Here is a 23,428-nt window from a genome sequence, read left to right as displayed (position 1 = left end):
CCCGCTCAGGAGGAGGAGCGCCCCACCAGTTCCGTCGCCAGTACGACCTGGCGTCGCTCCAGGCCCCGCGACACCGCGGGACGGCGGTCCGCGATCTCCGTGAGGAGCAGGTCCAGCATCCTGCGGCCCATCTCCTCGATGGGCTGGCGGACGCTCGTCAGCGGCGGGTCCATGTGCCGGGCGATCGCCGAGTCGTCGTAGCCGACCATCGCCACGTCCTCCGGGAGCCGGCGGCCCGCCTCGCGCAGTGCCCGGCGGGCGCCGGCCGCCATGACGTCGGAGCCCGCGAAGACCGCGTCGAGGGAGGGGTTGCGGGCGAGGAGTTCCCCCATCGCGCGGTGTCCGCCCTCCTCGGTGAAGTCGCCCGGCGCGATCAGACCCTCGTCCGGCGGGTACCCCGCGTCGCGCAGGGCGTCCCGGTAGCCGTCGACGCGCCGCTGGGCGCCGTAGACGTCCAGGCGGCCCGTGATGTGGGCGATGTGGGTGCGGCCCCGGGACAGCAGGTGTTCCACCGCCGAGCGGGCGCCGCCGTAGTTGTCGGAGTCCACGGACGGGAGGGTCTCCGCGGCGGAGCGCGGGCCGCTGATCACCGCCGGGATCTCCAGCTGGGCCAGCAGATCGGGCAGCGGGTCGTCGGCGTGGACCGAGACCAGGAGAACCCCGTCGACACGGTGCGCCGCCAGGTACTGGGCGAGCCGGCGTCGTTCGCGATCGCTACCCGCGAAGATCAGCAGCAGCTGCATCTCGGTGTCGGAGAGCTCCGCGCCCACGCCGCGCAGCATGTCCGAGAAGTACGGCTCGGCGAAGAAGCGGGTCTCCGGCTCGGGGACCACCAGCGCGATCGCGTCCGTGCGGTTGGCGGCCAGGGCACGGGCCGCGGTGTTGGGGACGTAGCCGAGCTCGGCGACGGCCGCCTCGACGGCCGCGCGGGTCGCGTCACTGACTCTCGGCGAGCCGTTGATCACCCGGGAGACCGTGCCGCGGCCGACACCGGCGCGTGCGGCCACCTCTTCGAGAGTCGGCCGCCCTCCGCTCCGGCTCCGCGCTCCGTGGCTTGCCATGGGCCCCGCCTTCCCGCCGTCGTTCACGCTGGCCTGGAATCTAACAGCCCCGTCCGTTCAGCCCATCTTCGCCGACGGCCGCCGTCCCCGGGGACCCGCTTCGGCCCCACGGGGGCCCCGCATCCGTACGCCGGACGGGCCTCGGTTCAGGACGCCCGGCGCACCCAACTCCCCGCCACCGGACGGCTCGTCCGTTGCCGCTCGCGGCCGGAAAGCGCTGTCCCCGCGAGTTAGCTAACAGGCAGATAACTGAACGCATCTCTCCGCGCTCCCACCCTTGACACCCCCGCCCGAACCGACGACTCTTCAACACATCACCTGTGGGAGCGCTCCCACGGTACCTGACACATACACATCCCGCACGTTCCCCGCCCGAGCCGCAGCGAGTAACTAACGGGCCCAACAATGCAGTTGGCCGGGGGGTCGGCACGTCAGGGCAACAGGAGGACGCAATGCGAGCACGTACCCGAACCACCCGCCGGGTGGTGGTCCTCGCGGCCGTAGCGTCGCTGGGCGCCGGGCTGCTGGCCGGCTGTGCCGACGACGGCAACGACGACGCTTCCGACGGCTCGTCGTCGGGCAGCGGCAAGGGCAAGACGACGATCACGCTGGGTCTGTTCGGCACGATGGGCTTCAAGGAGGCCGGTCTCTACGCCGAGTACGAGAAGCTCCACCCCGACATCAAGATCGCCGAGAACGTCACGGAGCGGAACGAGAACTACTACCCGGCGCTCGTCAACCACCTCACCACCAACAGTGGCCTGATGGACATCCAGGCCATCGAAGTGGGCAACATAGCCGAGGTCGTCGCCACCCAGGCGGCCAAGTTCGAGGACATGTCGAAGGTCTCGGGCGTCGACAAGAGCAAGTGGCTGGACTGGAAGTGGTCGCAGGGCACCACCAAGGACGGCCAGACGATCGCTCTCGGTACCGACGTCGGCCCGATGGCCCTCTGCTACCGCAAGGACCTCTTCGAGGCGGCCGGTCTGCCCACCGACCGCACCGAGGTCGGCAAGCTGTGGGCCGGTGACTGGAACAAGTTCGTCGCCACCGGCGAGCAGTACAAGAAGAAGGCCAAGGCGGGCACCTTCTTCATGGACTCCCCCGGCGGGCTGATCAACGCCATTCTCAGCAGTGAGAAGGAGAAGTTCTACGACTCCTCCGGCGAGATCATCTACAAGACGAACCCGGCGGTGAAGGCCGCGTTCGACCTGACCGCGAAGGCCGCCGAGGACGGCCTGGTCCAGGCCCAGACGCAGTTCCAGCCGGCCTGGGACACCACGATCGCCAACAGCAAGTTCGCCACCATCGCCTGCCCGCCGTGGATGCTCGGCACCATCAAGGGCAAGGCGAAGGCCGAGGACGCCGGCAAGTGGGACGTGGCCGTCGCGCCCAAGTCCGGCAACTGGGGCGGCTCCTTCCTGGGTGTGCCGAAGAGCGGCAAGCACGTGAAGGAGGCCGAGGCGTTCATCACCTGGCTGACCGCGCCCGAGCAGCAGGCGAAGCTCTTCAAGGTGCAGGGGTCCTTCCCCAGCACGCCGAGCGCGTACACGATGGCCGAGGTCACCGGTGCGAAGAACGACATGACCGGTGACTCGCCGATCGGCACGGTCTTCTCCGAGGCCGCCAAGACCGCGCCGGTGCAGGTGATCGGCCCGAAGGACCAGATCATCCAGCAGGGCCTGACCGACAACGGCGTCATCCTCGTGACGAAGGGCAAGTCGGCGGCGGAGGCCTGGAAGACGGCCACCAAGACCATCGACAACAACCTGGACAAGTGACCCGAATGGCCACCCGCCACGACACCGCCGCGCCCCCCACCAAGGAGGGGGGCGCGGCCCCGGGCCGCCCGGCCGCCGTCCCCACGGAGGCGGAGCAGCGGCATCGGGCCCGGCTCTCCCGCCGCTGGCAGCGGGACAAGCGCTGGAGCCCGTACGCCTTCGTCTCGCCGTTCTTCCTGCTGTTCCTCGCGTTCGGCCTGTTCCCGCTGATCTACACGGGCTGGGCGTCGCTGCACCAGGTGGAGATGACCGCGCCCACCGACATGGAGTGGGTGGGGATGCGCAACTACACGCGCATCTTCGACGACGACTTCTTCTGGAACGCGGCGAAGAACACCCTGACGATCGGGATCATCTCGACCGTTCCGCAGCTGCTGATGGCGATGGGCCTCGCCCACATCCTCAACTACAAGCTGCGCGCCTCGACCTTCTACCGGGTCGCGATGCTCGCGCCGTACGCGACCTCGATCGCGGCCGCCTCGCTGGTCTTCGTGCTGCTCTTCGGGCGCGACTACGGCATGATCAACTGGGCGCTGCACTTCGTCGGGATCGACGCGGTCGACTGGCAGAACGACAAGTGGCCGTCGCAGATCGCCGTCTCGTCGATCGTCATCTGGCGGTGGACCGGCTACAACGCGCTGATCTACCTGGCCGCGATGCAGGCGATCCCGCAGGACCTGTACGAGTCGGCGGCGCTGGACGGCGCCAGCCGCTGGAAGCAGTTCCTGCACGTGACGCTGCCGTCGCTGCGGCCGACGATCCTGTTCACGGTCGTCGTCTCGACGATCGGCGCCAGTCAGGTCTTCGGCGAACCGCTGCTGTTCGACGCCAACAAGGGCGCGTCGGGCGGCGCGGAGCACCAGTTCCAGACGCTGGGCCTGTACCTGTACGAGCAGGGCTGGGTGAACCAGCACCTGGGACGGGCCTCGGCGATCGCCTGGACGATGTTCCTGATCCTGATCGTGATCGGCATCGTCAACTACGTCATCTCGCGCCGGCTGCGCGCCAGTAGTTAGGAGTACCGGCCGTGACGACGACGACAACGACCGCGAAGTCCGTGGAACCCGAGGACGCCGTGCCGACGGCCCGGAAGGTGCGCCGGCCGAAGTCCGCGCGGGCCGGCGGGCAGATGCACGGCGGACCGATCGCCTACATCATCCTGGGCGTGTTCACCATCGTTTCGCTGTTCCCCCTGGTGTGGACGGCGATCGCGGCGTCCCGCGACAACAACCGGCTGGCGCAGAACCCGCCGCCGTTCGTGTTCGGCTCCAACCTCTTCCACAACCTGGACGTGGCCTGGAACGACGCGAACCTGGGCAAGGCGTTCGTCAACACGACGATCGTGGCGGGGACTTCGGCGGCGACGATCGTCTTCCTGTCGACGATCGCCGGGTTCGCCTTCGCCAAACTCCGGTTCCGGGGCCGGGGCGCGCTGATGCTGATCGTGATCGGCACGATGATGGTGCCGCCGCAGCTGAGCATCATCCCGCTGTACATGATGGTCGCCAAGCTGGAGTGGACGGACCAGCTCCAGGCGGTGATCCTGCCGTCGCTGGTGAGCGCGTTCGGGGTGTTCTTCATGCGGCAGTACCTCATCCAGGCGCTGCCCGACGAGATCATCGAGGCGGCCCGGGTGGACGGCGCGAGCAGCTGGCGCGTGGTGTGGCACGTGGTGTTCCCCGCGGCGCGCCCGGCGATGGCGGTGCTCGGCATGCTGATGTTCGTGCAGACGTGGAACGACTTCCTGTGGCCGTTCCTGGTGCTGAGCCAGACCGGCAACCCGACCGTGCAGGTCGCGGTCGCGGGCCTCGGCCGCGGGTACACCCCGGACCAGTCCCTGATCATGGCGGGCGCGCTGCTGGGCACGCTGCCGCTGCTGCTGGTCTTCGCGATCTTCGGCAAGCAGATCGTGGGCGGCATCATGCAGGGCGCCGTGAAGGGCTGAGGACGCGTCGCGACTCCGTGCGACACCTTACGACGCCCTCCCGTCCGTCCGTCCGTGACTTCACGGGGGCCGGGTCACCGCCGCCCCGGCCCCCTCCGCACCACTTCCCCCCCGACCTCGTCGGTCTCGACGACCACCCATGGGAGCGCTTCCATGCCTGAGCCCATTACTCCGGTGACCTTTCCGCCCGCCTTCCTCTGGGGTGCCGCGACCTCCGCGTACCAGATCGAGGGGGCGGTGCGCGAGGGCGGCCGTACCCCCTCGATCTGGGACACCTTCAGCCATACGCCGGGCAAGACGGCCGGTGGCGAAACCGGTGACATCGCTGTCGACCACTACCACCGCTACCGCGACGACGTGGCGCTGATGGCGGAGCTGGGCCTGTCCACGTACCGCTTCTCCATCTCCTGGTCCCGGGTCCAGCCGACCGGGCGCGGCCCCGCGGTGCAGGTGGGCCTGGACTTCTACCGCCGCCTGGTGGACGAGCTACTGGCGAAGGGCATCAAGCCGGCCGTCACCCTCTACCACTGGGACCTCCCCCAGGAGCTGGAGGACGCGGGCGGCTGGCCGGAGCGGGACACGGCGTTCCGGTTCGCGGAGTACGCGCAGATCGTCGGCGAGGCGCTCGGCGACCGCGTGGAGAACTGGATCACGCTGAACGAGCCGTGGTGCAGCGCGTTCCTGGGCTACGCGTCCGGGGTGCACGCGCCGGGCCGTACCGAACCGGTGGCGTCGCTGAAGGCGGCGCACCACCTGAACCTGGCGCACGGGCTGGGCACGTCGGCGCTGCGCGCGGCCATGCCGGCCCGCAACTCGGTGGCGATCAGCCTCAACTCCTCGGTGGTGCGCCCGCTCTCCCCGGGCGACCCGGCGGACCTGGCCGCGGTGCAGAAGATCGACGACCTGGCCAACGGCGTCTTCCACGGCCCGATCCTGCGGGGCGCCTACCCGGAGACGCTGCTGGCGGCGACCTCGTCGCTGACGGACTGGTCGTACGTCCACGAGGGCGATCTGCGCGCCATCCACCAGCCGTTGGACGCGCTGGGCCTGAACTACTACACGCCCACGCTGGTCTCGGCGGCGGACGCGTCGGTGCAGGGTCCCCGTTCGGACGGTCACGGTGCGAGCGACCACTCGCCGTGGCCCGGCGCGGACGACGTGGCCTTCCACCTGACGCCCGGCGACCGCACGGAGATGGGCTGGTCCATCGACCCGACCGGCCTGCACGAGCTGATCATGCGCTACACGGCGGAGGCGCCGGGCCTGCCCCTCTACATCACGGAGAACGGCGCGGCCTACGACGACAAGCCCGACTCGGACGGCCGCGTCCACGACCCGGAGCGCATCGCCTACCTGCACGGCCACCTCGCGGCGGTCCGGCGGGCGATCGCGGACGGCGCGGACGTGCGGGGCTACTACCTCTGGTCCCTCCTGGACAACTTCGAGTGGGCGTACGGCTACGAGAAGCGGTTCGGCGCGGTGTACGTGGACTACGCGACGCTGACCCGCACGCCGAAGTCGAGCGCGCTGTGGTACAGCCAGGCGGCCCGCACGGGCACCCTGGCGCCGACCGAGACCAACTGACCCGGGGAGCGGGGAGAGGGCGCGGCGGGCTGGGGGCCCGCCGCGCCCTTCGCCGTTGATCGCTGCTGTCCACTTTCCGTCCGGGTCGGCGGGATCTGTGGCACGCTCGTTGCGCCCACGACCTCCTGTCGCCGGAGGTGTCGGCGCGTCGGCAGGGGCGTACGGGGAGGAGCGACATGAGCGCGGGGGAGCGTGTCCCGTTGGAGGCGGCGCTGGTCCGGGTCTGGCGCGGGGACTTTCTGGTGGGGGCCGGTTTCCTGGCGGGTCCGGCGCAGGTACTGACCGCCGCGCACGTCGTGACCGACGCACTGGGGCTCCCGCCCGCGCAGGCGTCCGCGACGGCCCCCGGACAGGCGCCGCCGGTCGGCTCGTCGGTCACCGTCGACTTCCCGTTACTGGCGCCGGGTCTGCGCCGCGCCGCCGAGGTCGTCGCGTGGCACTCGCCCGTCCCAGGCCGGGGCACGGACGTCGCCGGTCTGCGGCTGCTCGACCCGGCACCGGACGGCGCCCGGCCGCTCGTGCTGCGCAGACGGCGCGGCGGTCTGAACGGCCTGCTGGTGATGGTGGGTTTCCCGCGCGGCCTGGAGCTGGGCACCTGGGTGTACGGCCGGGAAGGGGGGCCGGTCGCGACGGGCTGGGTGGAGATCGAGAGCGATCCCGCCCGGCAGGCGGTGCTCGCGCCCGGCTTCTCCGGGACGCCCGTGTGGAGCCCCGACGCCGATGCCGTCGTGGGCATGGTGGGCTACAAGGTCTCCGGCGCCGGGTCGAAGATCGGCTACATGATGCCGGTGGACACGTTGCTGGCGGCCTGGCCGGAGCTGACGGGGGTGATCGAGCAGCGGTCGCCGTTCCGGGCGCTGCGCGCGTTCACCGAGCAGGACGCCGAACTGTTCTACGGGCGCGACGATTTGGCCGCGCAGATCGTCGACCGGATCGGTGACGGCGTACCGGTGATCTGCGTCATCGGCGGCTCCGGGGCCGGCAAGTCCTCCCTGTGGCACGCCGGTGTGGTCCCCCGGCTGCGGGCCCGGCAGGAGCGGCTGGTGGTGGTGACGCTCCGTCCCTCCGACGCCGGTACGCCGCTGAACGCCCTGGCCTTCGCGCTGGACACGCTGCTGGAGCCGGACCGGGAGGCCTCGGCCCGGCTGGTGTCCGTGGAGGGGCTCGCCGCGAGGCTGGCCGGGGGTGCCATGGCCGATGTGGTGGCCGCGGTGCTGGAGCGCCGCGGGGGCGAGCGCATGCTGATCTGCGTCGATCAGTTCGAGGAGGTCTTCGGCCGGCCCGTGGACGACCGGGCCGCGTTCGCCGGGGCGCTGGGCGCCTGCCTCACCGGCGGGTCCCGGCTGTCCGTGCTGGTCAATCTCAGGGACGCCTTCCTCGGCGCCGTCCTGAGCGACCGGCCCGCCGCCGAGCTCGCGCGGCGCTGGCTGCCGGTCACCGTGGGCGAGATGACCCGGGCGGAACTGCGGCAGGTGATGACCGGGCCGCTGCGGCGGCTGGGCACGGTCGAGTTCGCCGACGGGCTCGTCGAGCGGATCCTGGAGGATCTGAAGCGGACACCGAACCCGTTGCCGTTGCTGGAGTTCACCCTCGCCGAGTTGTGGGAGCGACGTTCGGCGGGCCTGCTGACCCACGAGGCCTACGCGGAGGTGGGCGGGGTCTCCCGGGCGCTGGCGGGCTACGCGGACCGGGTCTGGTCGGGACTGGATCCCGGGACCCGGGCCACCGCCGAGCGGCTGCTGGTGCAACTGGCCCGTCCGCTGCACCGCGATGAACTGACCGTGCGCAGCACGGCCCTGCGTGACGAGTGCGACGACGCGCAGTGGGCCGTCGCGCAGCGTCTCGCCACCACGAGACTGCTGGTGCTGCACGAGGTCAACGCCGGTCTCGCGGGCCAGGAGCCGGTGCCCGGCGTCGAGTTGGCGCACGACTCGCTGCTGACGCAGTGGGACCGGCTGCGTGAACTGACCGAGCGGTTTCGCGACTTCCGGGTCTGGCAGGACGGTCTGCGGCAGCGCATCGACATCTGGTCGAGCCGGAAGTCGCCCGGCCGCCTGCTGTCCGGCGCCGATCTGCGGGACGCCCGGCGCTGGGCGGTCACCCACGGCGAGCATCTCAGCGCGCGGGAGCACACCTTCATCGGGGCGAGCCGGCGGCGCCGGCGGTGGCTGGTCTCGGGCATCGCCGGGGTGCTGGCGGTGGCCCTCGTCATCGTCACGGCCGTCTACCAGCACCGCAGCGGACAGGTGGCCGAATCCCTCGCGCGCGATCTGGCCGTGAAGGCGCGGCAGCTGAAACAGGCCGATTCCTACGGGGCGGTGCAACTGGCGATGCGCGCGTACCGGACCGACTCCTCGGTCGGGCTCGACGCGGCGAAGCCGGGCGCCTACGACGTGGCCGACAGACTGCTGCCGCACCACGACGTCGCCCAGGACCTGTCCACGGCCGAACCGAGCCGTTCCGCCGCGACCCCGACCGGCCCGTCGGGCGATCCGACCCCGACAGCCGACTCGGGCGCCAAGGCTCTGGAGAGCAGCTCCCGGGTGGAGAACGAGGATCTGACGCAGATGGCGAGCGCCGACGGCGGGACCCTGGTCACCACGGACGCGTCGAGCCGCATCGCGGTGTGGCGCCTTTCCGGCGAGGGGGTGGCGCAGGAGTCGCTGTCCTCGCTGTTCGGCCCGAACGACCACGCCGGTTCACCCGTGATCAGCCGCAGCGGACGGTACGTGGTGTTCCGGCAGTCCGTCGGGCTCGCTCCCGGCGAACTGGACGTCGACGACCCGGTCGACGAGAACGGCCTGCCGAAGATCGACCCGGACGGATACGCCACCTGCGTCCCGGATCTGCTCGGCATCACGTCCTGTCTGGTCGTCTACGACACGGTGGAGCACAAGGTCGTCTCCGCCCGGGAGGTCGCGCAGATCCCCGCGATCGGCCACGTGACCATGAGCGTCGACCCGACGGACCGGGTGCTGGGCATGGTCGTCTCGGACAGTCTGCTGCCGACCCTCCAGAGCGGACTGCACAACACCCTGTACCTGTTCGACCTGCACACCGGCCGGCTGCTCCGGCAGGCGAAGCTGCCGTGGCCGAGCATGGTCACCGAGCTGTGGCTGGGCCCCGCAGGCGCCACCGCGACGGTCTCCGAGGTGCTGGCCGACGATGTCAAGGCACGAGCCGACCTGTCGTTGTCGTGGGTGGACCTCGGCCGGGACACCGTGACCCGGCACCAGTTGGTCGCCGACCCGACCACCCTCGACACCGTGACGATGAGCCTCGACGGGCGCAGGGTCGCCGCCCTCGTGCGGGAACCCGGCACCGGCACCCGCGGTCTGGTCGCCTGGTCCACCGACACCGGCAAGGTCGTCTCGCGCATACCCCGGCTCGTCGAAAGCGGCGACTTCGGCACGCTCGCGCTGGACGCGACGGGCACCACGGCGTGGGTCTCCACCCTGGCCCAGCAGTGGGGCTCCCTGACCGGGAGCACCCCCTCCGCCACCGGGATTCAGCTGGATCCGATCGAGGGAGCCACCCTGGCCCAGCGGGTGTCCGTCCGTTCGCTGTCGAACGGCAAGGAGACGGGACGGTTCAACTACTCGGGGGGCTGGATATGGCCGTTGGGCAGCGGCGACCGCGCCCCGCTCGCCCTGGTGGACGGCAGCACGCTGGGCATCGTGCTCGACCGTCCGGGCGAGCCGGCGCCCCTGCGCCGGCTGGCCGCCGCCAAGGCCGAGCCACCGTCCGCCGGGCGGAAGCTCACCCTGTCGGGACTCTGCGCCCTGCTCGGCGAACCGAACCACGACGAGGCGACCCGGGACCTGGTGCCTCCCGGCGCCTATCAGGGCGCCCTCTGCCCCTGAAAGTGCCATCCCACGACGAACGAGGAGACTGCATGACCGAGCTGGTGCGGTGGAGGCTGGACAGCGGCGGCGAGGTGATCGTGGAGGTGCCGCCGGACGGCCCGTCCATCAGCCCGGTCTCCCGGACGGGCGGCCTCGTCGAGTCGGCCGGCACCTCGCTGAGCTCCGCGCTCGGCAATGTCCGCCAGGCCGCTTCGGACGTGCTCGGCCAGTTCCGCGCGATGGACGTCCGGCCGGGCACGATCGAGGTCGAGTTCGGTGTGAAGCTGACCGCGGAGGCCGGCGCCATCATCGCGAAGACGAGCGCCGAAGGCCATCTGAACGTCAGGCTGACCTGGGAGAACGACGGCTCGCAGGAGCCCCGGCCGACAGCCCCCGCCCCGCCCGATTGACCGCCCCCTGCTCCCCCTGCCGGACGGGCCCTGCCCCGGGTCGGGCGGGCAGCCGACCGGCTCCCGCGGCTCCCGCCCGATCGCGACCCCGTTCGGCGGGACGCGGGCCGTACCGGGGTGTCGGCGTCACCCGGTGGTCGGCGTCACCGCGCGCGACGCGTCATCGGTCGTCTCCCGACAGCAGCCGGCGGGTGGTGTCCACGCCCCAGATGTCGAGCGACAGCAGCCGGTCGCTGGATGCCATCAGGCCGCCGGTCGCCTCCACGTGCGCGGCCCACCGCTCGCGGGTCTCCACCGCCGGGCGGGCCATCAGGCAGTCCGGGTCGTTGGTCCAGAGCCGGCCGTGCTGCCACTGGCGGCCGACGCCGGTGAACTCGGCCGGGTCCTGGCCGGGCTGGCTGTAGTCGTCGGCCTCGGGACGCCGGTGCGGGGCCGTGTCGGGGCTGACCCGCATCGCGTCGAAGAGTCCGAGGGAGGGCAGGATCGGCGCGCCGCAGCCCAGGAGGTACGCGTCCGGGCCGATCGCCGCGCGGATCAGCTCGACGCCCGAGCGGTACGCCGTCAGCGCGTCCACGGTGTCGTCGTGCCGTACACCGTCCAGCGCGCCCGCGTACAGGAAGTCGACCTTGAAGTAGTCGTAGCCCTCGGCGCGCAGCGTCCGGAAGACGTCCGTCAGGTAGGCCGCCGCCTCGGGGTGGGTGGTGTCGAGGACCCGCAGGTCGTGGCCCCAGTTGTGGCCGGCGTGCGCGAAGCCGCCGTCGGCGGAGCGGACCAGCCAGTCGGGGTGCCGGGCGGCCAGTTCGCTGCTCGGGTCGACCAGGAAGGGTGCCGTCCAGATGCCCGCGCGGCGGCCCCGGGCGCGGATGGCGTCGGCGATGCCGGAACGGGAGCGGAAGCGGCCCGAGAGGACGAGCCAGTCGCCGAGGGCGCGCTGGTAGCCGTCGTCGATCTGGACGACGTCGACGGGCAGGTCGAGGGTGTCCATCGCGCGGAGGTTCTCGTGGATGTCGTCCTCGGTGACGTTGGTGAAGTACTCGTACCAGGAGCACCAGACGGTCGGCGCGGGGCGGGGGGCCGGGAGGCCGAGCCCGGCGGCCCAGTCGGACAGGAGCGCCTGGATGCCGGTGCCCGTGTACTCCTTCACCGGGCCGTCGGCGCTGATCTCCGCCACGGATCCGGCCCGGGTGAGGCGGATGGACGGCACCTCCCGCACCGGGTCCGGCGCCGCCCACAGCCGTACCGGTGAGCCGTCGCCGGGGTCGAGGGCCAGCAGCCCCTCCCCCTGGAAGGTTCCCGCGGGGACGGTGGCCCCGGGGCGGTAGCAGACCGTCGCCCAGTTGTCGTTCGTCGGGCGGTACGGGGTGTCGCGCAGCGCATAGGCGCCGCTCGGGCTCCAGGACTGCCAGCCCTCCTCGTGGACGCGGGCTCGACGCGGGTCCACGGGGACGGCGGCCACCGGGGTGAAGGGGTGGTGCACGGGGTTCTCTCTCACGGGGAGGGGCGCGGGGTGGGGCGCGCGGAGGAGGGAGCGCGCCGGGTGGGGCGCGCCCGGACGGAGGGGGCGGGCGTCAGCCCTTGTTGGCGCCCAGGGTCAGGCCGCTGACGAACTGGCGCTGGAGCGTGAAGTACACGATCAGCGTGGGGATCGCGGTCAGCAGGGCGCCCGCGGCGACCAGGTTGGGGTCGGTGAAGTACTGGCCGGAGAGGTTGTTCAGGGCCGAGGTGATCGGCATGTTCTCACCGGTGGAGATCAGCACGATCGCCCAGAAGAAGTCGTTGTAGATCCAGATGGAGAGCAGGGTCGCCAGGGCCGCCATCGCGGGCTTGCACAGCGGCAGCACGATCTGCCAGTACAGCCGCCACACGGACGCGCCGTCGACCAGCGCGGCCTCGGTCAGCTCGTGCGGCAGCGAGCGCATGTAGTTGCTCAGCACGAAGGCGCAGAAGCCGGACTGGAACGCCACGTGGATCAGGACCAGGCCGAGCGCGGAGTCGTAGAGCTTGCCGCTGACCGTGATGCCCGGCAGGTCGACCAGGAGGTACAGGCGGTACAGCGGGGTGATGATCACCTGCTGCGGGAGCAGGTTGCCGGCCGTGAACACCAGGAGCAGGAACAGGTTGACCCGGAAGTCGAAGCGGCTGACGTAGAACGCCACGCACGACGACAGGAAGAGGGTCAGGAGCACGGCCGGGACCGCGATCAGCAGCGTGTTCCCGAAGTAGTGCAGCATGTCCGACTGCTGGAACGCGTCGGTGAAGTTGTCGAGGCTCAGTTTGTCGGGCCAGGAGACATAGCCCTTCTCGCTGGTCTCCGCGTAGGGGCGCAGGGCCGCGAACAGGGCCCACAGCAGGGGCGCCAGCCAGGCCAGGGACGTCACGACGAGGAACGTGTGCAGCAGGATCCGGGCGGGGCGGACGGGGGTGCGCTGCTTGGACGCGAGGGTCGCGCTCATGCTCGCCGCTCCTTCCGGAAGGTCGCGATCAGGTACGGGATGATCACGGCGAGGGAGATCACCAGCAGGACGACGGCGATCGCCGATCCGTATCCGATGCGGCTGGACTCGCCGATGATGTTGTTGGTGACCAGGATCGACAGCAGTTCGGTCCCCTGGGCGCCCTTGTTGAAGACGAAGACCAGGTCGAAGGCGCGCAGGGCCTCGATGATCGTGACGACGAGGACGACGGTGTTCGTGGGCCGCAGGGTCGGGAAGATGACGTTCTTGAACGTCTGCCACTCGTTCGCGCCGTCCAGTGCGGACGCCTCGCGCAGGGCCGGGTCGACGCTCTTCAGACCGGCCAGGTAGAGGATCATCATGTAGCCGGCGTGCCGCCAGGAGGCGGCGATGAGGATGGCCCAGAGGTTGAGGTCCGGGTCGCCGATCCAGTCGATGTAGTGGCCCGGCTCGTTGGCGCCGATCAGGCTGTTGATCAGGCCCGTGTCCGGGTTGTAGACCAGCTGCCAGACGAAGCCGATGACGGCCATGGAGACCACGACCGGCAGGAAGAAGGCCGTCTGGTAGACCCGGCTGAACCGGATCCTCTTGTCCAGCTGGACCGCCAGGAAGAGCCCGAACGGGGTCGGGATCAGGATGAGCACGACGAACCAGATGACGTTGTGCTGGACGGCGGGCCAGAACTGCGGGTTGTTGCTGAACAGCTCCCTGAAGTTGTCCAGCCCCACCCACTTGATCGAGTCGAAGCCGATGCCGTCCCAGGTGGTGAAGGCGAGGGCGACGGAGGCCAGGGCGGTGACCCAGACGAGGGCCACGTGCAGGATCGTCGGCACGCCGGCCATCAGGCCGAGCGTGAGCCGGTCGCGGCGGGTCAGCAGGCGCCGGTGGCCCTGCGGAGCGCGCTTCTTCGGGGTCGCGGTGCCCGGAGGCGGCTCGGCGGCCGCCTCCGGGATCTTCGTGGTCGTTTCGGAGCTCATGTGTCGGTGCTCATCCGCCTCGGGCGACGCGGCTCAGCCGGACGCGAAGATCGTCTTCTTCTGACGCTCGATCGACGTCAGCAGGCTGTCGATCCCCTTGGGGTCGCGGACGAACTTCTGGAGCGCGGGCTGCATCACCGTGGAGGTGAAGTCGGGCCGGCTGTCACGGTCCATGAACTGCGTGAGGTGCTTGGCGCCGCTGATCATCGCGTACGCCTTCTTCTGCAGGGCGGTGTACGAGGAGGTGTCGGCCTTGGAGGAGGCGGCGACGACGCTCGGGTCGGCCTTGAGGTAGATCGCCTCGGCCTCCGGGGTGCCGAGGTACTCCAGGAGCTTGACGGCGGACGCCTTGCTCTTCGGGGCCTTGGAGAGCATGAAACCGTCGGTGGGCGCCTCGACGGTGTCCTGGCCGTAGGCCGGGTCGATCTCCGGGAAGGCGAAGAAGTCGAGGTCGTCGGCGTCGGCCTGGTTGGTGAACTGCTGCGCCACGAAGGTACCCAGCAGATACATGCCGGCCTTCTTGGAGACGAGGGTCTGGGCGGCGTCCTGCCAGGTGCGGCCGACGGCGCCGTCCTGGTGGTAGGGGAGGATCTCGGCCCAGTGGTCGAAGGTCTTGCGGACCTTCGCGTCGGTCCAGGAGGCCTTGCCCGCCATCAGCTCGACATGGAAGTCGTAGCCGTTGGTGCGGAAGTTGATCTGGTCGAAGGTGCCGAGCGCGGGCCAGGCGTCCTTGTCGCCGAAGGCTATGGGGACGAGCCCGTCCTTCTTCATCTGCTTGCACAGGGCGACGAGCTGGTCCCAGGTGGTGGGGACGGTGTAGCCGTGCTGCTGGAAGACGCTCTTCCGGTAGAACAGCGCCCACGGGTACGTGTACAGCGGCACGAAGTAGTACTTGCCGTCCGCGCCCTTGCTGAGCGCCTTCATGGCGTCGGGGAAGTTGCCGCCGATCTTGTCCCAGACCTCGTCGATCGGGGTGGCGAGCTTCTTGGCCGCGAAGAACTGCATGCGGTAGCCGGCGAACCAGTTGAACACGTCGTCCGGGGTGCCCTGGAGGTAGGAGTTGATCTGCTCCTGGAACGTGTTGTGGTCCTTGGTGTTCACGTCGACCGTGATCCCGGACTGCTTCTTGAAGGCCGCGTAGATCTCCGCGAAGGCCTTCTTCGGGACGGCGTCGGAGGCGTTGGAGCCGAGGGTGACGGTCTTCGGGTCGGCCGCGGTGCCGCTGCCGCCGCAGGCGGAGAGCAGGGGTATACCGGCGCCGAGCACGGCCGCGCCGCCCATACCGCGCAGGAGGGTACGACGGCTCGGGGAGGGGAGAGCGAGGCGGCCGGAGGGGGAGAGGTGGTGCATGAGCGGCTCCTGACGCGAGGTTCGGCCACAGAGTGTGGCTGAAAGCCGGTCGCAATCGACCAGAAATCAACTTGACCGAACACGGGGTGGCGCAATAACAGCCGTATGTCCGGTCATGCGTCAAGAGCCGCTGGCTTCATTTGTCGAAACGTAATCGACACACCTTGATCACTTACATGATCAATTCCCGCTCCCCCTCTTGATCATTTAATTGATCACTTCCAGGCATGGGTCACGTGCGGGAATTGATCACTTGTAGGCGGCGAACGCCTTCGAGAACGCGGAGTCGGCCTGGACGATCGAACTGCAGGTCGCGTCCGCGTAGTTCTTGGCCCCGCCCGCGCACTGCTTGTCCCGGGTGGCCGACCACATCGACAGCGGGCCGAGCCCCTTGACCTTGGCGAAGGCGACGAGCTGGGTGGCGTCGTCGACCTTGAAGATCTCGGACGTGACGTCGTTCACACCGATCATCGGGGTGACCCCGACCGCCTTCCAGGCCGCGCTGTCGCTGAGCCCGAGGACGCTCTTGACCTGCGCCTGGGTGGCGGTGGCGGCCTGCTCGGCGTAGGTCCCCATGTCGCCGCTGTACGCCGGCCCGTAGTCCATCGCCATGATGTTGACGGTGTCGATCCCGACGCCGGCGGACTTGGCGCCGGCCAGCAGGTTCACCCCGTCCTGCGTCAGCCCCTCGGGCATCACGGGCAGGGTGAACGACACGTTCAGATCCGGGTGCTGCTGCTGGAGCTTCGCGATCGCCTGGGCGCGGCGGGTGTTGGCCGCCGTGTCGGGCAGCGCGCCGCCCTCGATGTCGAAGTCCACTTTGGTCAGTTGATAGGCGTCCACCGCCTTTCCGTACGCCGCCGCCAGCGCGTCCGCCGACGAGCAGGTCGTCGCCAGCTCGGAGCCGGAGGCGCCGCCGAAGGAGACCCGGACGTCACCGCCCTTGGCCCGCAGCGCCCCGATCTGGGCGGCCACACCGTCGCTCGCGAGGTCGGTCACCCCACCCCACTTGGGCGTGCAGCCACCGCCGTCGGTGACGAACGCCAGGTTGTAGTCCTTCACCCCGGTCGCGCTCACGCTCGCCAGGAGGTCGAAGGCGGGGTACAGGGAGGTGTCGACGTAGGGGGCGAACCCGGCGGAGGCGGTGGTGCCGGTACCGGTGCTCGCGCTGGTGCTCGGGGCGGGAGAGGTGGTCGCCGGAGAGGAGGCCGAGGAGGTGGCGGTCGGGCTCGGGGCCGTGGTGGGACTCGCGCTCTGGGTCGGCCTGCCACTCGGCTCGGGCGTGGCGCCGTCGTCGGCGGAACACTGGGCGCCGTCGACCAGACAACCGGCCGGATCCGCACTGCCGTTGACGACGAAGCCGACGGTGACGGACTCCCCGACGGCGAGCCCGTCGGTGTCCCACTTCGGCGGCGAGACGGTGACGTGCTGCCCGCTGACGGTGGACTCGCCGTTCCACAGGGAGCTCAGTTTCGCTCCGGCCGGCAGCTCGAACTCGAGCTTCCAGTCCGCCTTCACCCGACCGCTGTTGTTCGTCACGACGTACTGCGCGGTGTATCCCGTCGACCAGTCGCTGGTCCTGGTGTAGGCGGCCCCGATCCCGGCCGCCTGCGCCGTACCGCCGAGCAGCACGGCCCCGCCGCCCACCACGGCCGCGGCGACCGCACCGCCGATCATCTTGTTCCTGCCACTGATCCTGCGCCGATGCGTGCTCATCACGTGCCTGCCTTCACTGCTCACGGGGATCCCGAGGGGGGTGCGGCAGCACGCTAGCGATCCCGAACCGGGCAAAACGCCTGACAAGGACGGCCGTTGAGGTTCTTAGGGAGCGCTTAAGGAACACATCGGGGGCGGTTAAAGGTCGAGACCACTTCGCCCCTCAGAAACGGCCGACGAGCGCCCGCCGCCGTCTGCGGACAGCCCCCCGGTGGCCCCTGCGCACCGGCTCCCGCCCGTCCAGCTGGATCCAGAGCCGCACCTCGGTGCCGCCCAGTACCGAGGAGCCGATGCGGACGTCACCGCCCGTCGACTCGGCGAGCCGGCGGACGATGTCCAGGCCGAGGCCGGTCGAGCCCGCGGTGCCCGAGCCCCGGCCGCGCGCCATCGCCGCCTCGGGGTCGGCGATGCCCGGGCCCGCGTCCGAGACGAGGACGATCACCGCGTCCTCGCCGTTGTGGACGTCGACCGCGAAGGCCGTGCCCTCCGGGGTGTGCCGGAACACGTTGCCGAGCAGCGCGTCCAGGGCGGCGGCGAGATCGGTACGGGCCACGGGTATGCGGACCGGGCGGTCCACACCGGCCGTGCGCACCTTGCGGCCCTCGTCCTCCGCGAGCGCCGACCAGAACGCCATCCGCTCCCGGACCACCTCCGCCGCGTCACAGCCCGCGCCCGGACCGGCGGCCGCCGTCTGCGGCTTCGCCTCGCGCGCCGTCCGGATGATCGTGTCCACCTCGCGCTCCAGCTGGGCGACGGCGGTCCTCGTCTGCTCGGCGGCCGGAGAGCCGCCCAGGGAGGCCGCGTTGAGCCGCAGCACGGTCAGCGGGGTCCGCAGCCGGTGGGACAGATCCGCCGCCAGCTCCCGCTCGTTGGCCAGCAGTTGGACCACCTGATCCGCCATCGAGTTGAACGCCACCGCCGCGAGCCGCAGTTCGTTCGGCCCCTCCTCGGGCACTCTCGCCCCGAGCTTGCCCTCCCCCAGCTCGTGCGCCCCCTCGACCAGTCGCCTGGCCGGCTGCACCATCCGTACGCCCAGCCGGTCGGCGACGGCGACCGAGCCGACGACCAGCGCGGCCCCGACCGCCGCCAGCACCGCCCAGGCCGTGCCGACGCCGTTGCTCACCTCGGACTCGGGGACGTACACCTCGATCACCACGGTCCCCAGGCTCAGCGCGACCGGCTGGAGCAGAGCGGAACCCCCCGCGACCTCGGTCGTGGAGGCGCGGCCCAGCTTCCGTACGGCCGCGATGTCCGCGTCCGCGGCGCGCTGCCGGCCGAGGTCGACGGCGGCCCGGCCGTCGCTCGCCGGCAGGTGCACCGCCATGCCGTCGTCCGAGCCCGCCGAGGCGACGACCCGCTCCAACTGGTCGCGGTCGGTCGTGATGGACAGTGCCGGGACCACGACCGCGGCCTCCCGCTCGGCGTTGGAGAACGCGCGGTCGCGGGCCATCTCCTTGATGACGAGACCGAGCGGGACGGCGAAGGCGACCACGACCATCGTGGTGACCGCCAGACAGACCTTGACCAGTGCCCATCTCATCGGATCGGTCCCGTCCCCCCGGAGTCGCAGACGGGCGGCTCCAGCTTCACGCCGACACCCCGCAGGGTGTGCAGATAGCGCGGCCGCGCCGCCGTCTCGCCCAGCTTGCGGCGCAGCCAGGACAGATGGACGTCGATGGTCTGGTCGTCGCCGTAGGACTGCTGCCACACCTCGGCCAGCAGTTCCCGGCGCGGGACCACGACCCCAGGCCGGCCCGCGAGAAAGGCCAGCAGGTCGAACTCACGGCGGGTGAGGTCGAGCCGTACGCCGTCCAGTTCGGCCTGGCGGCGCAGCGGGTCGACGGTCAGACCGCCGACCCGGATGACGCTGGAGGGCGAGGGCTCCGCGGCACCGGACCGGGCCCGCCGCAGCACGGCCGCCATCCGCGCCGACAGGTGCTCCACCGAGAACGGCTTGGTCAGGTAGTCGTCCGCGCCCGCGTTCAACAGCCGGACGATCTCCGTCTCGTCGTCACGCGCGGTGGCGATGATGACCGGCACGTCCGTGATGCCGCGCAGCATCTTCAGGGCCTCGGAGCCGTCCAGATCGGGCAGACCGAGGTCGAGGATGACCACGTCGAAGCGGAAATGGGCGACCTCGCGCAGCGCCTCCAGTGCCGTACCGACGCTGCGCACGAGGTGCGAGGCGTCGGTCAGCTGCCGGATGAGCGCCGAGCGTACGAACTGGTCGTCCTCGACCACGAGCACACTTGCCATGCGCCGCAACCTACGCCATGCGGGCGAGGGTCATTCGGGCCTGTGGACAACTCCGCCCCTGTGGACGACCGGTGAGGCGACCGTGCGCGGCCGAGGGAACGGCCGCGCACATCCGTGCGACACGGGTGAGGCGCGTGGGGCAAGATGGCCCGCGATGCGCAGAGGACTCGTACACGTACTGGCCTGGTCGCTCGCCACGGGCGCGGCGGTCACGCTGTCGTGGTGGGGTGTCCACACGGTGATGGCGGGCACGGCCTACGACCCGCCGCGCGCCCTGCCGCTCACCGCGGGCGACACGATCACGCAGGAGTCGAAGCCGCCGCCCTCGCCGACGAGCGGCCCGTCCGCGTCGCGGAGCCCGTCCCCGACCCCGAGCCGGACCCCGGCGTCCCCCTCTCCCTCCCGGACGGCGTCGACCGCCGGTCCCTCCCCCAGCGCCTCCGGAACACCCCGGGGCACCTCCCAGGGCACGGTCAAGAGCTACGACACCGACGGCGGGCTGGTCGTCTTCGACCTGGGCAAGGTCTCCGCGTCGCTGGTCTCGGCGACGCCGGGCGCGGGCTGGTCGATGCAGGTGTGGAAGACGGAGTCGTGGATCCGGGTGGAGTTCAGCTCCGGCGCGGACCGGGTGTCGGTGTTCTGCACCTGGCACGACGGGCCGCCCCGGGTGGAGGTGGGCACGTACTGACGGCCCAAGCTCCGGGCGACGGGCCGGCCCGGACACGTCCTAGCGGAAGACCGAGGGCGGCGGGGCCGGTGAGGCCACCGCCGACGCGTCCACGACCGGTACCGCGCCGCCGGTGAAGTCGGTGAGCGCCCTGCCGTGCTCGACCCGGCCGGGGTGGGGGTCGGAGGCGGCCCTGCGGGTCAGTTCGGCGGTGGGCAGCGCCAGGTCGGAGGCGACGAGCACGGCGTTGCCGAACCGTTTGCCGCGCAGCACGGTCGGGTCCGCGACCAGCGCGAGTTCCGCGAACCGGGCGGCGGCCGTGGCGATCTGGCCGCGCAGGTGCGCGAGCGGGGGGCCGTCGGCGAGGTTGGCGGCGTAGGCCCCGCCGGGCTTGAGCGCCCTGCGGACCTCGTCGAGGAACTCGGTCGAGGTGAGGTGGGCGGGGGTCCGGGCGCCGCTGAACACGTCGGCCAGGACGAGATCCGCCCACCCGTCGGGCACCTTGGCGAGTCCTTCGCGTGCGTCGACCGACCTCACCCTGATACGCGCCCCCGGGTCCAGCGGCAGCTCCCGGCGGACCAGTTGGACGAGGGCCGCGTCCCGTTCGACGACCTGCTGGGTGGAGCGGGGGCGGGTGGCGGCGACGTACCGGGCGAGGGTGAACGCGCCGCCGCCGAGATGCACGACGTGCAGGGGCTTGCCGGGCGGTGCCACGAGGTCGATGACATGTCCGAGGCGCCGCTGGTACTCGAAGGAGAGGTGGGTGGGGTCGTCGAGGTCGACGTGCGACTGGGGGGCTCCGTCGATGAGCAGCGTCCAGGCCCGCGCCCGGTCCCGGTCGGGTACGAGCTGGGCGAGCCCGCCGTCGACGGGCTCGACGACGGCGTCGGCGTCCCGCTCGCGCCGGGTGTTCCTGGACTTTGCCATGACAGCATTTTCGCAGGCCGCGGACGCTCCCCGCGCGCCCGACCGAACAGCGACCGAACAGCGGCCGGTCAGAGCCGGACGGCGACCGTGAACGGGCCGCACCAACAGGCGAGCACGGGCCGGACGAGCGGACGAGCACGGGCCGGAAAGCAGGCGGACACAGCCCGGACGAGCGGACGAGCACAGGCCGGACAAGCAGACGAGCACGGGCCGGACGAGCGGACGAGCAGGAGCCGGACGAGCGGTCACGGAGCTCGGACACGCGCGCGTGCGCTCGCGGGCCCACGCGCAGCCGGGTGCCTCGCCGGTCACATCGGAGGCGTCCTCACCGGCAGCTGTCCGCCGCCTCGATCAGCCGGGCCGCCTCACCCAACGCCCGCCGCAGCACCGCCGGATCCGTCGCGAGGTCGGCCTCACCGGGGGGCACCAGCCAGTCCGAGCCCTGGACCGGCGACTCGGGGGCGAGTCGCAGCCCCCTGCCGTCGGTCTTCGTACAGGTACTGCCCGGCATGTCCCAGGCCGCCGCCGTCCCGGCTGGCACCACGAAGCCGAGCGTGTCGTCGCCGTCGTCGTGCAGGACGGGCCCCACCCCGTCTCCCGTCGACCCCCTTCGCAGGATGTCGACCGCCTCCAACCCCTGACGGGTCGGCACCGTCACCAGGTCGCACGCCGCCACCGATGTCATAGAAGGAACGTTGCTCTGGCTGGTCTCCATCCCGGCCTCCACCGCGCAGCCCGCCTGTAGTCCACAAGGTTCAACGCCTCACGGCGTCAAGGGCTACGGCGGAAGTCCGCCGCAAAGGATGGCAGTTCATGGCAGATCGCGGATGAGATATCCGGTTTGTAGCCAAACACCGCATGGCGGCCCGACCACAGCAGGTACGTTCTTGCCCGCCGGGAACAAGGGTGCCACACGGACAACTCATCCCTATTCCGGCATGGTTCGACGGTTCGCACGAGAGGACCCGGCCATGGCGTCGTCAACGGTGACCCCACCTCGGCCCGACCGGCCGGCACGGCCCAACCTCGCCTTCCGCCACCTGCGCGGACATCGCTCACCCGCCGAGTTCGCCGCACTCGTGCGGCGGGCCGCGCGGGAGATCGGCGAGTGCGTCAGCTGTGACGCGCGCTACATCGGGCGCGTCGAGGCGGGCGAGATCCGCTGCCCCAACTACGCGTACGAGCGGGTGTTCCTGCACATGTTTCCCGGCCGCACGCTCACCGATCTGGGGTTCGCGTCCCGCGCGTCCGTGCGCGGACGGGGGGCGCGCACCCCTGAGGACGAGCCCTGCGCGCACACCACAAGACCGGAGCGCACTACCAGTGACGAGCGGAACACGGCTGAGACGGGTGGGGCGCACCAGCCGTATGACACGCAGGACCCGTACGACAAGTACCACGACCACGAGGAGAGCGACGTGCTGCGTCGCGCATTCATGACCGGCGGAGGTGCCACGATGGCCGCCGCCACGCTGGGCCCCCTCGGGCTCGCCCACGACGCGTCGACGGCCCGTCCCGTGCGCCGCGCGGGAGCGAGCGAGGCCGGCGCTCTCGAAGAAGCGGTCCGCAGGATCCGGCTGCTGGACGACCGGCACGGGGCCGACGGCCTCTACCGGCGCGCGGCCGCCCCGCTACGCGCTGCCTACGCGCTGCTGGACGCCGGGACGACCCGGCAGACGACCGCCGACCGGCTCCACTCGGGCGCCGGTGAGCTCGCCATCTCGGTGGGCTGGCTGGCACACGACTCGGGCCGGTTCGACGACGCGCGCTCGCACTACGCGGAGGCGCTGGCGACCGCCCGGGTGACCGGGGACCAGGGGCTGGAGGCGCACGCCTTCTGCAACACGGCGTTCCTGGCGCGGGACGCGGGCCGGCCCCGCGAGGCCGTCCGTGCCGCCCAGGCCGCCCAGCGCGTCGCCCGCCCCCTGGGCTCACCCCGCCTGATGTCGCTGCTGGCGCTGCGCGAGGCGGGCGGCTGGGCGGGGCTCGCCGACCGCACCGGCTGCGAACAGGCCCTCGTCCGCGCGCAGGCCCTGTACGACCGCGGTCCCTGCGACAGCGACCCCGAGTGGATGAGCTTCTACGGCGAGGCCGAGCTCGAGGGGCTCGAGGCGCAGTGCTGGTCGACGCTGGGCGACTGGCCCCGCGCGGCCCGGCACGCGAAGCGGGCGGCGGACCTCCAGGACCCGCACTTCTCCCGGAACATCGCGCTGTACACGGCCGAACTGGCGGACGACCTCGCGCGCGGGGGCCTTCCCGACGAGGCGGCGGTGGCCGGGATGCGGGTCCTGGACCTGCTGGACCAGGTCCAGTCCTCCCGGATCCAGACGATGCTCGCGGGTACGGCCAGAGTGCTGCTGCCGCACCGGCGGGCGGGGGGCGTGTCCACGTTCCTGGAGCGGCACGCCTCGACACCGCGGATGGTGTGAGACCCGGACCCCGAAGCCGCCCGCGGT

At 71.2% G+C, this 23,428-nt stretch carries 18 protein-coding genes; 8 read left to right on the top strand and 10 right to left on the bottom strand.

What is annotated here, in order from left to right:
• Positions 1 to 5 precede the first annotated feature (5 nt).
• Positions 6 to 1,061 (bottom strand): LacI family DNA-binding transcriptional regulator, encoded by a 1,056-nt coding sequence (locus tag OG933_RS27495; RefSeq protein WP_142264466.1) that lies wholly within the window; start codon positions 1,059 to 1,061, stop codon positions 6 to 8.
• A 452-nt stretch (positions 1,062 to 1,513) separates the two neighbouring features.
• On the opposite strand from OG933_RS27495, the gene OG933_RS27490 reads away from it, so the two are divergent.
• From OG933_RS27490 to OG933_RS27465, 6 genes are all read left to right on the top strand, one after another.
• Entirely contained in the window at positions 1,514 to 2,842 is a 1,329-nt protein-coding gene (locus tag OG933_RS27490) for an ABC transporter substrate-binding protein (protein ID WP_362536599.1), read from the top strand.
• Between the two features lie 5 nt (positions 2,843 to 2,847).
• Positions 2,848 to 3,858, top strand: a complete 1,011-nt coding sequence (locus OG933_RS27485; protein ID WP_362536606.1) for a sugar ABC transporter permease — start codon at positions 2,848 to 2,850, stop codon at positions 3,856 to 3,858.
• A gap of 41 nt (positions 3,859 to 3,899) precedes the next feature.
• Positions 3,900 to 4,787: a carbohydrate ABC transporter permease gene (locus OG933_RS27480; RefSeq protein ID WP_142267851.1), complete on the top strand. Its 888-nt coding sequence runs from the start codon at positions 3,900 to 3,902 to the stop codon at positions 4,785 to 4,787.
• Positions 4,788 to 4,940: 153 nt separating this feature from the next.
• The gene (locus OG933_RS27475) at positions 4,941 to 6,371 is read left to right on the top strand and encodes a GH1 family beta-glucosidase (RefSeq protein WP_362536597.1); all 1,431 of its coding nucleotides are present in this window, start codon (positions 4,941 to 4,943) and stop codon (positions 6,369 to 6,371) included.
• A gap of 176 nt (positions 6,372 to 6,547) precedes the next feature.
• Positions 6,548 to 10,234, top strand: coding sequence for a trypsin-like peptidase domain-containing protein (locus OG933_RS27470; RefSeq protein WP_405629290.1), 3,687 nt, complete (start codon positions 6,548 to 6,550; stop codon positions 10,232 to 10,234).
• Positions 10,235 to 10,266: 32 nt separating this feature from the next.
• Positions 10,267 to 10,626 (top strand): CU044_2847 family protein, encoded by a 360-nt coding sequence (locus OG933_RS27465; protein WP_405629288.1) that lies wholly within the window; start codon positions 10,267 to 10,269, stop codon positions 10,624 to 10,626.
• A gap of 160 nt (positions 10,627 to 10,786) precedes the next feature.
• On the opposite strand, the gene OG933_RS27460 is transcribed toward OG933_RS27465, so the two are convergent.
• The 7 genes from OG933_RS27460 to OG933_RS27430 all read right to left on the bottom strand — a co-directional run bounded on the left by OG933_RS27460 (position 10,787) and on the right by OG933_RS27430 (position 19,378).
• Positions 10,787 to 12,103 (bottom strand): glycoside hydrolase family 36 protein, encoded by a 1,317-nt coding sequence (locus OG933_RS27460; protein WP_362522665.1) that lies wholly within the window; start codon positions 12,101 to 12,103, stop codon positions 10,787 to 10,789.
• A gap of 91 nt (positions 12,104 to 12,194) precedes the next feature.
• The gene (locus OG933_RS27455; protein ID WP_362522518.1) at positions 12,195 to 13,079 is read right to left on the bottom strand and encodes a carbohydrate ABC transporter permease; all 885 of its coding nucleotides are present in this window, start codon (positions 13,077 to 13,079) and stop codon (positions 12,195 to 12,197) included.
• Complete coding sequence (locus tag OG933_RS27450; protein WP_362270678.1) at positions 13,076 to 14,056, bottom strand: sugar ABC transporter permease; 981 nt, start codon at positions 14,054 to 14,056, stop codon at positions 13,076 to 13,078. Before OG933_RS27450 ends, OG933_RS27455 begins: the two co-directional genes overlap by 4 nt.
• 33 nt (positions 14,057 to 14,089) lie before the next feature.
• On the bottom strand, positions 14,090 to 15,406 hold the full coding sequence (locus OG933_RS27445; protein WP_362522519.1) for an ABC transporter substrate-binding protein: 1,317 nt from the start codon (positions 15,404 to 15,406) through the stop codon (positions 14,090 to 14,092).
• A gap of 249 nt (positions 15,407 to 15,655) precedes the next feature.
• Positions 15,656 to 17,122, bottom strand: a complete 1,467-nt coding sequence (locus OG933_RS27440) for a cellulose binding domain-containing protein (protein ID WP_405629285.1) — start codon at positions 17,120 to 17,122, stop codon at positions 15,656 to 15,658.
• Between the two features lie 163 nt (positions 17,123 to 17,285).
• The gene (locus tag OG933_RS27435; protein WP_362522521.1) at positions 17,286 to 18,662 is read right to left on the bottom strand and encodes a HAMP domain-containing sensor histidine kinase; all 1,377 of its coding nucleotides are present in this window, start codon (positions 18,660 to 18,662) and stop codon (positions 17,286 to 17,288) included.
• Positions 18,659 to 19,378, bottom strand: coding sequence for a response regulator transcription factor (locus OG933_RS27430; protein ID WP_200839695.1), 720 nt, complete (start codon positions 19,376 to 19,378; stop codon positions 18,659 to 18,661). Before OG933_RS27430 ends, OG933_RS27435 begins: the two co-directional genes overlap by 4 nt.
• Before the next feature lie 154 nt (positions 19,379 to 19,532).
• Here OG933_RS27430 and OG933_RS27425 point away from each other — a divergent pair, with 154 nt between their 5' ends.
• Positions 19,533 to 20,066: a hypothetical protein gene (locus OG933_RS27425; RefSeq protein ID WP_405629284.1), complete on the top strand. Its 534-nt coding sequence runs from the start codon at positions 19,533 to 19,535 to the stop codon at positions 20,064 to 20,066.
• A gap of 39 nt (positions 20,067 to 20,105) precedes the next feature.
• Here OG933_RS27425 and OG933_RS27420 read toward each other — a convergent pair whose 3' ends face one another.
• Entirely contained in the window at positions 20,106 to 20,972 is an 867-nt protein-coding gene (locus OG933_RS27420) for a fused MFS/spermidine synthase (RefSeq protein ID WP_362522523.1), read from the bottom strand.
• 325 nt (positions 20,973 to 21,297) lie between these two features.
• Positions 21,298 to 21,687 carry a hypothetical protein gene (locus OG933_RS27415; protein ID WP_267019751.1) on the bottom strand — a complete coding sequence of 130 codons (390 nt, stop codon included), beginning with the start codon at positions 21,685 to 21,687 and terminating at the stop codon, positions 21,298 to 21,300.
• 256 nt (positions 21,688 to 21,943) lie between these two features.
• Here OG933_RS27415 and OG933_RS27410 point away from each other — a divergent pair, with 256 nt between their 5' ends.
• Complete coding sequence (locus tag OG933_RS27410; protein WP_362522524.1) at positions 21,944 to 23,401, top strand: hypothetical protein; 1,458 nt, start codon at positions 21,944 to 21,946, stop codon at positions 23,399 to 23,401.
• Positions 23,402 to 23,428: the final 27 nt, after the last annotated feature.

This window comes from Streptomyces sp. NBC_00016 (assembly GCF_045040885.1).
Lineage (GTDB): Bacteria > Actinomycetota > Actinomycetes > Streptomycetales > Streptomycetaceae > Streptomyces > Streptomyces coriariae.
Note: the sequence above shows the minus strand (reverse complement) of the source record. Positions and strands in the feature narration are given on the sequence as shown.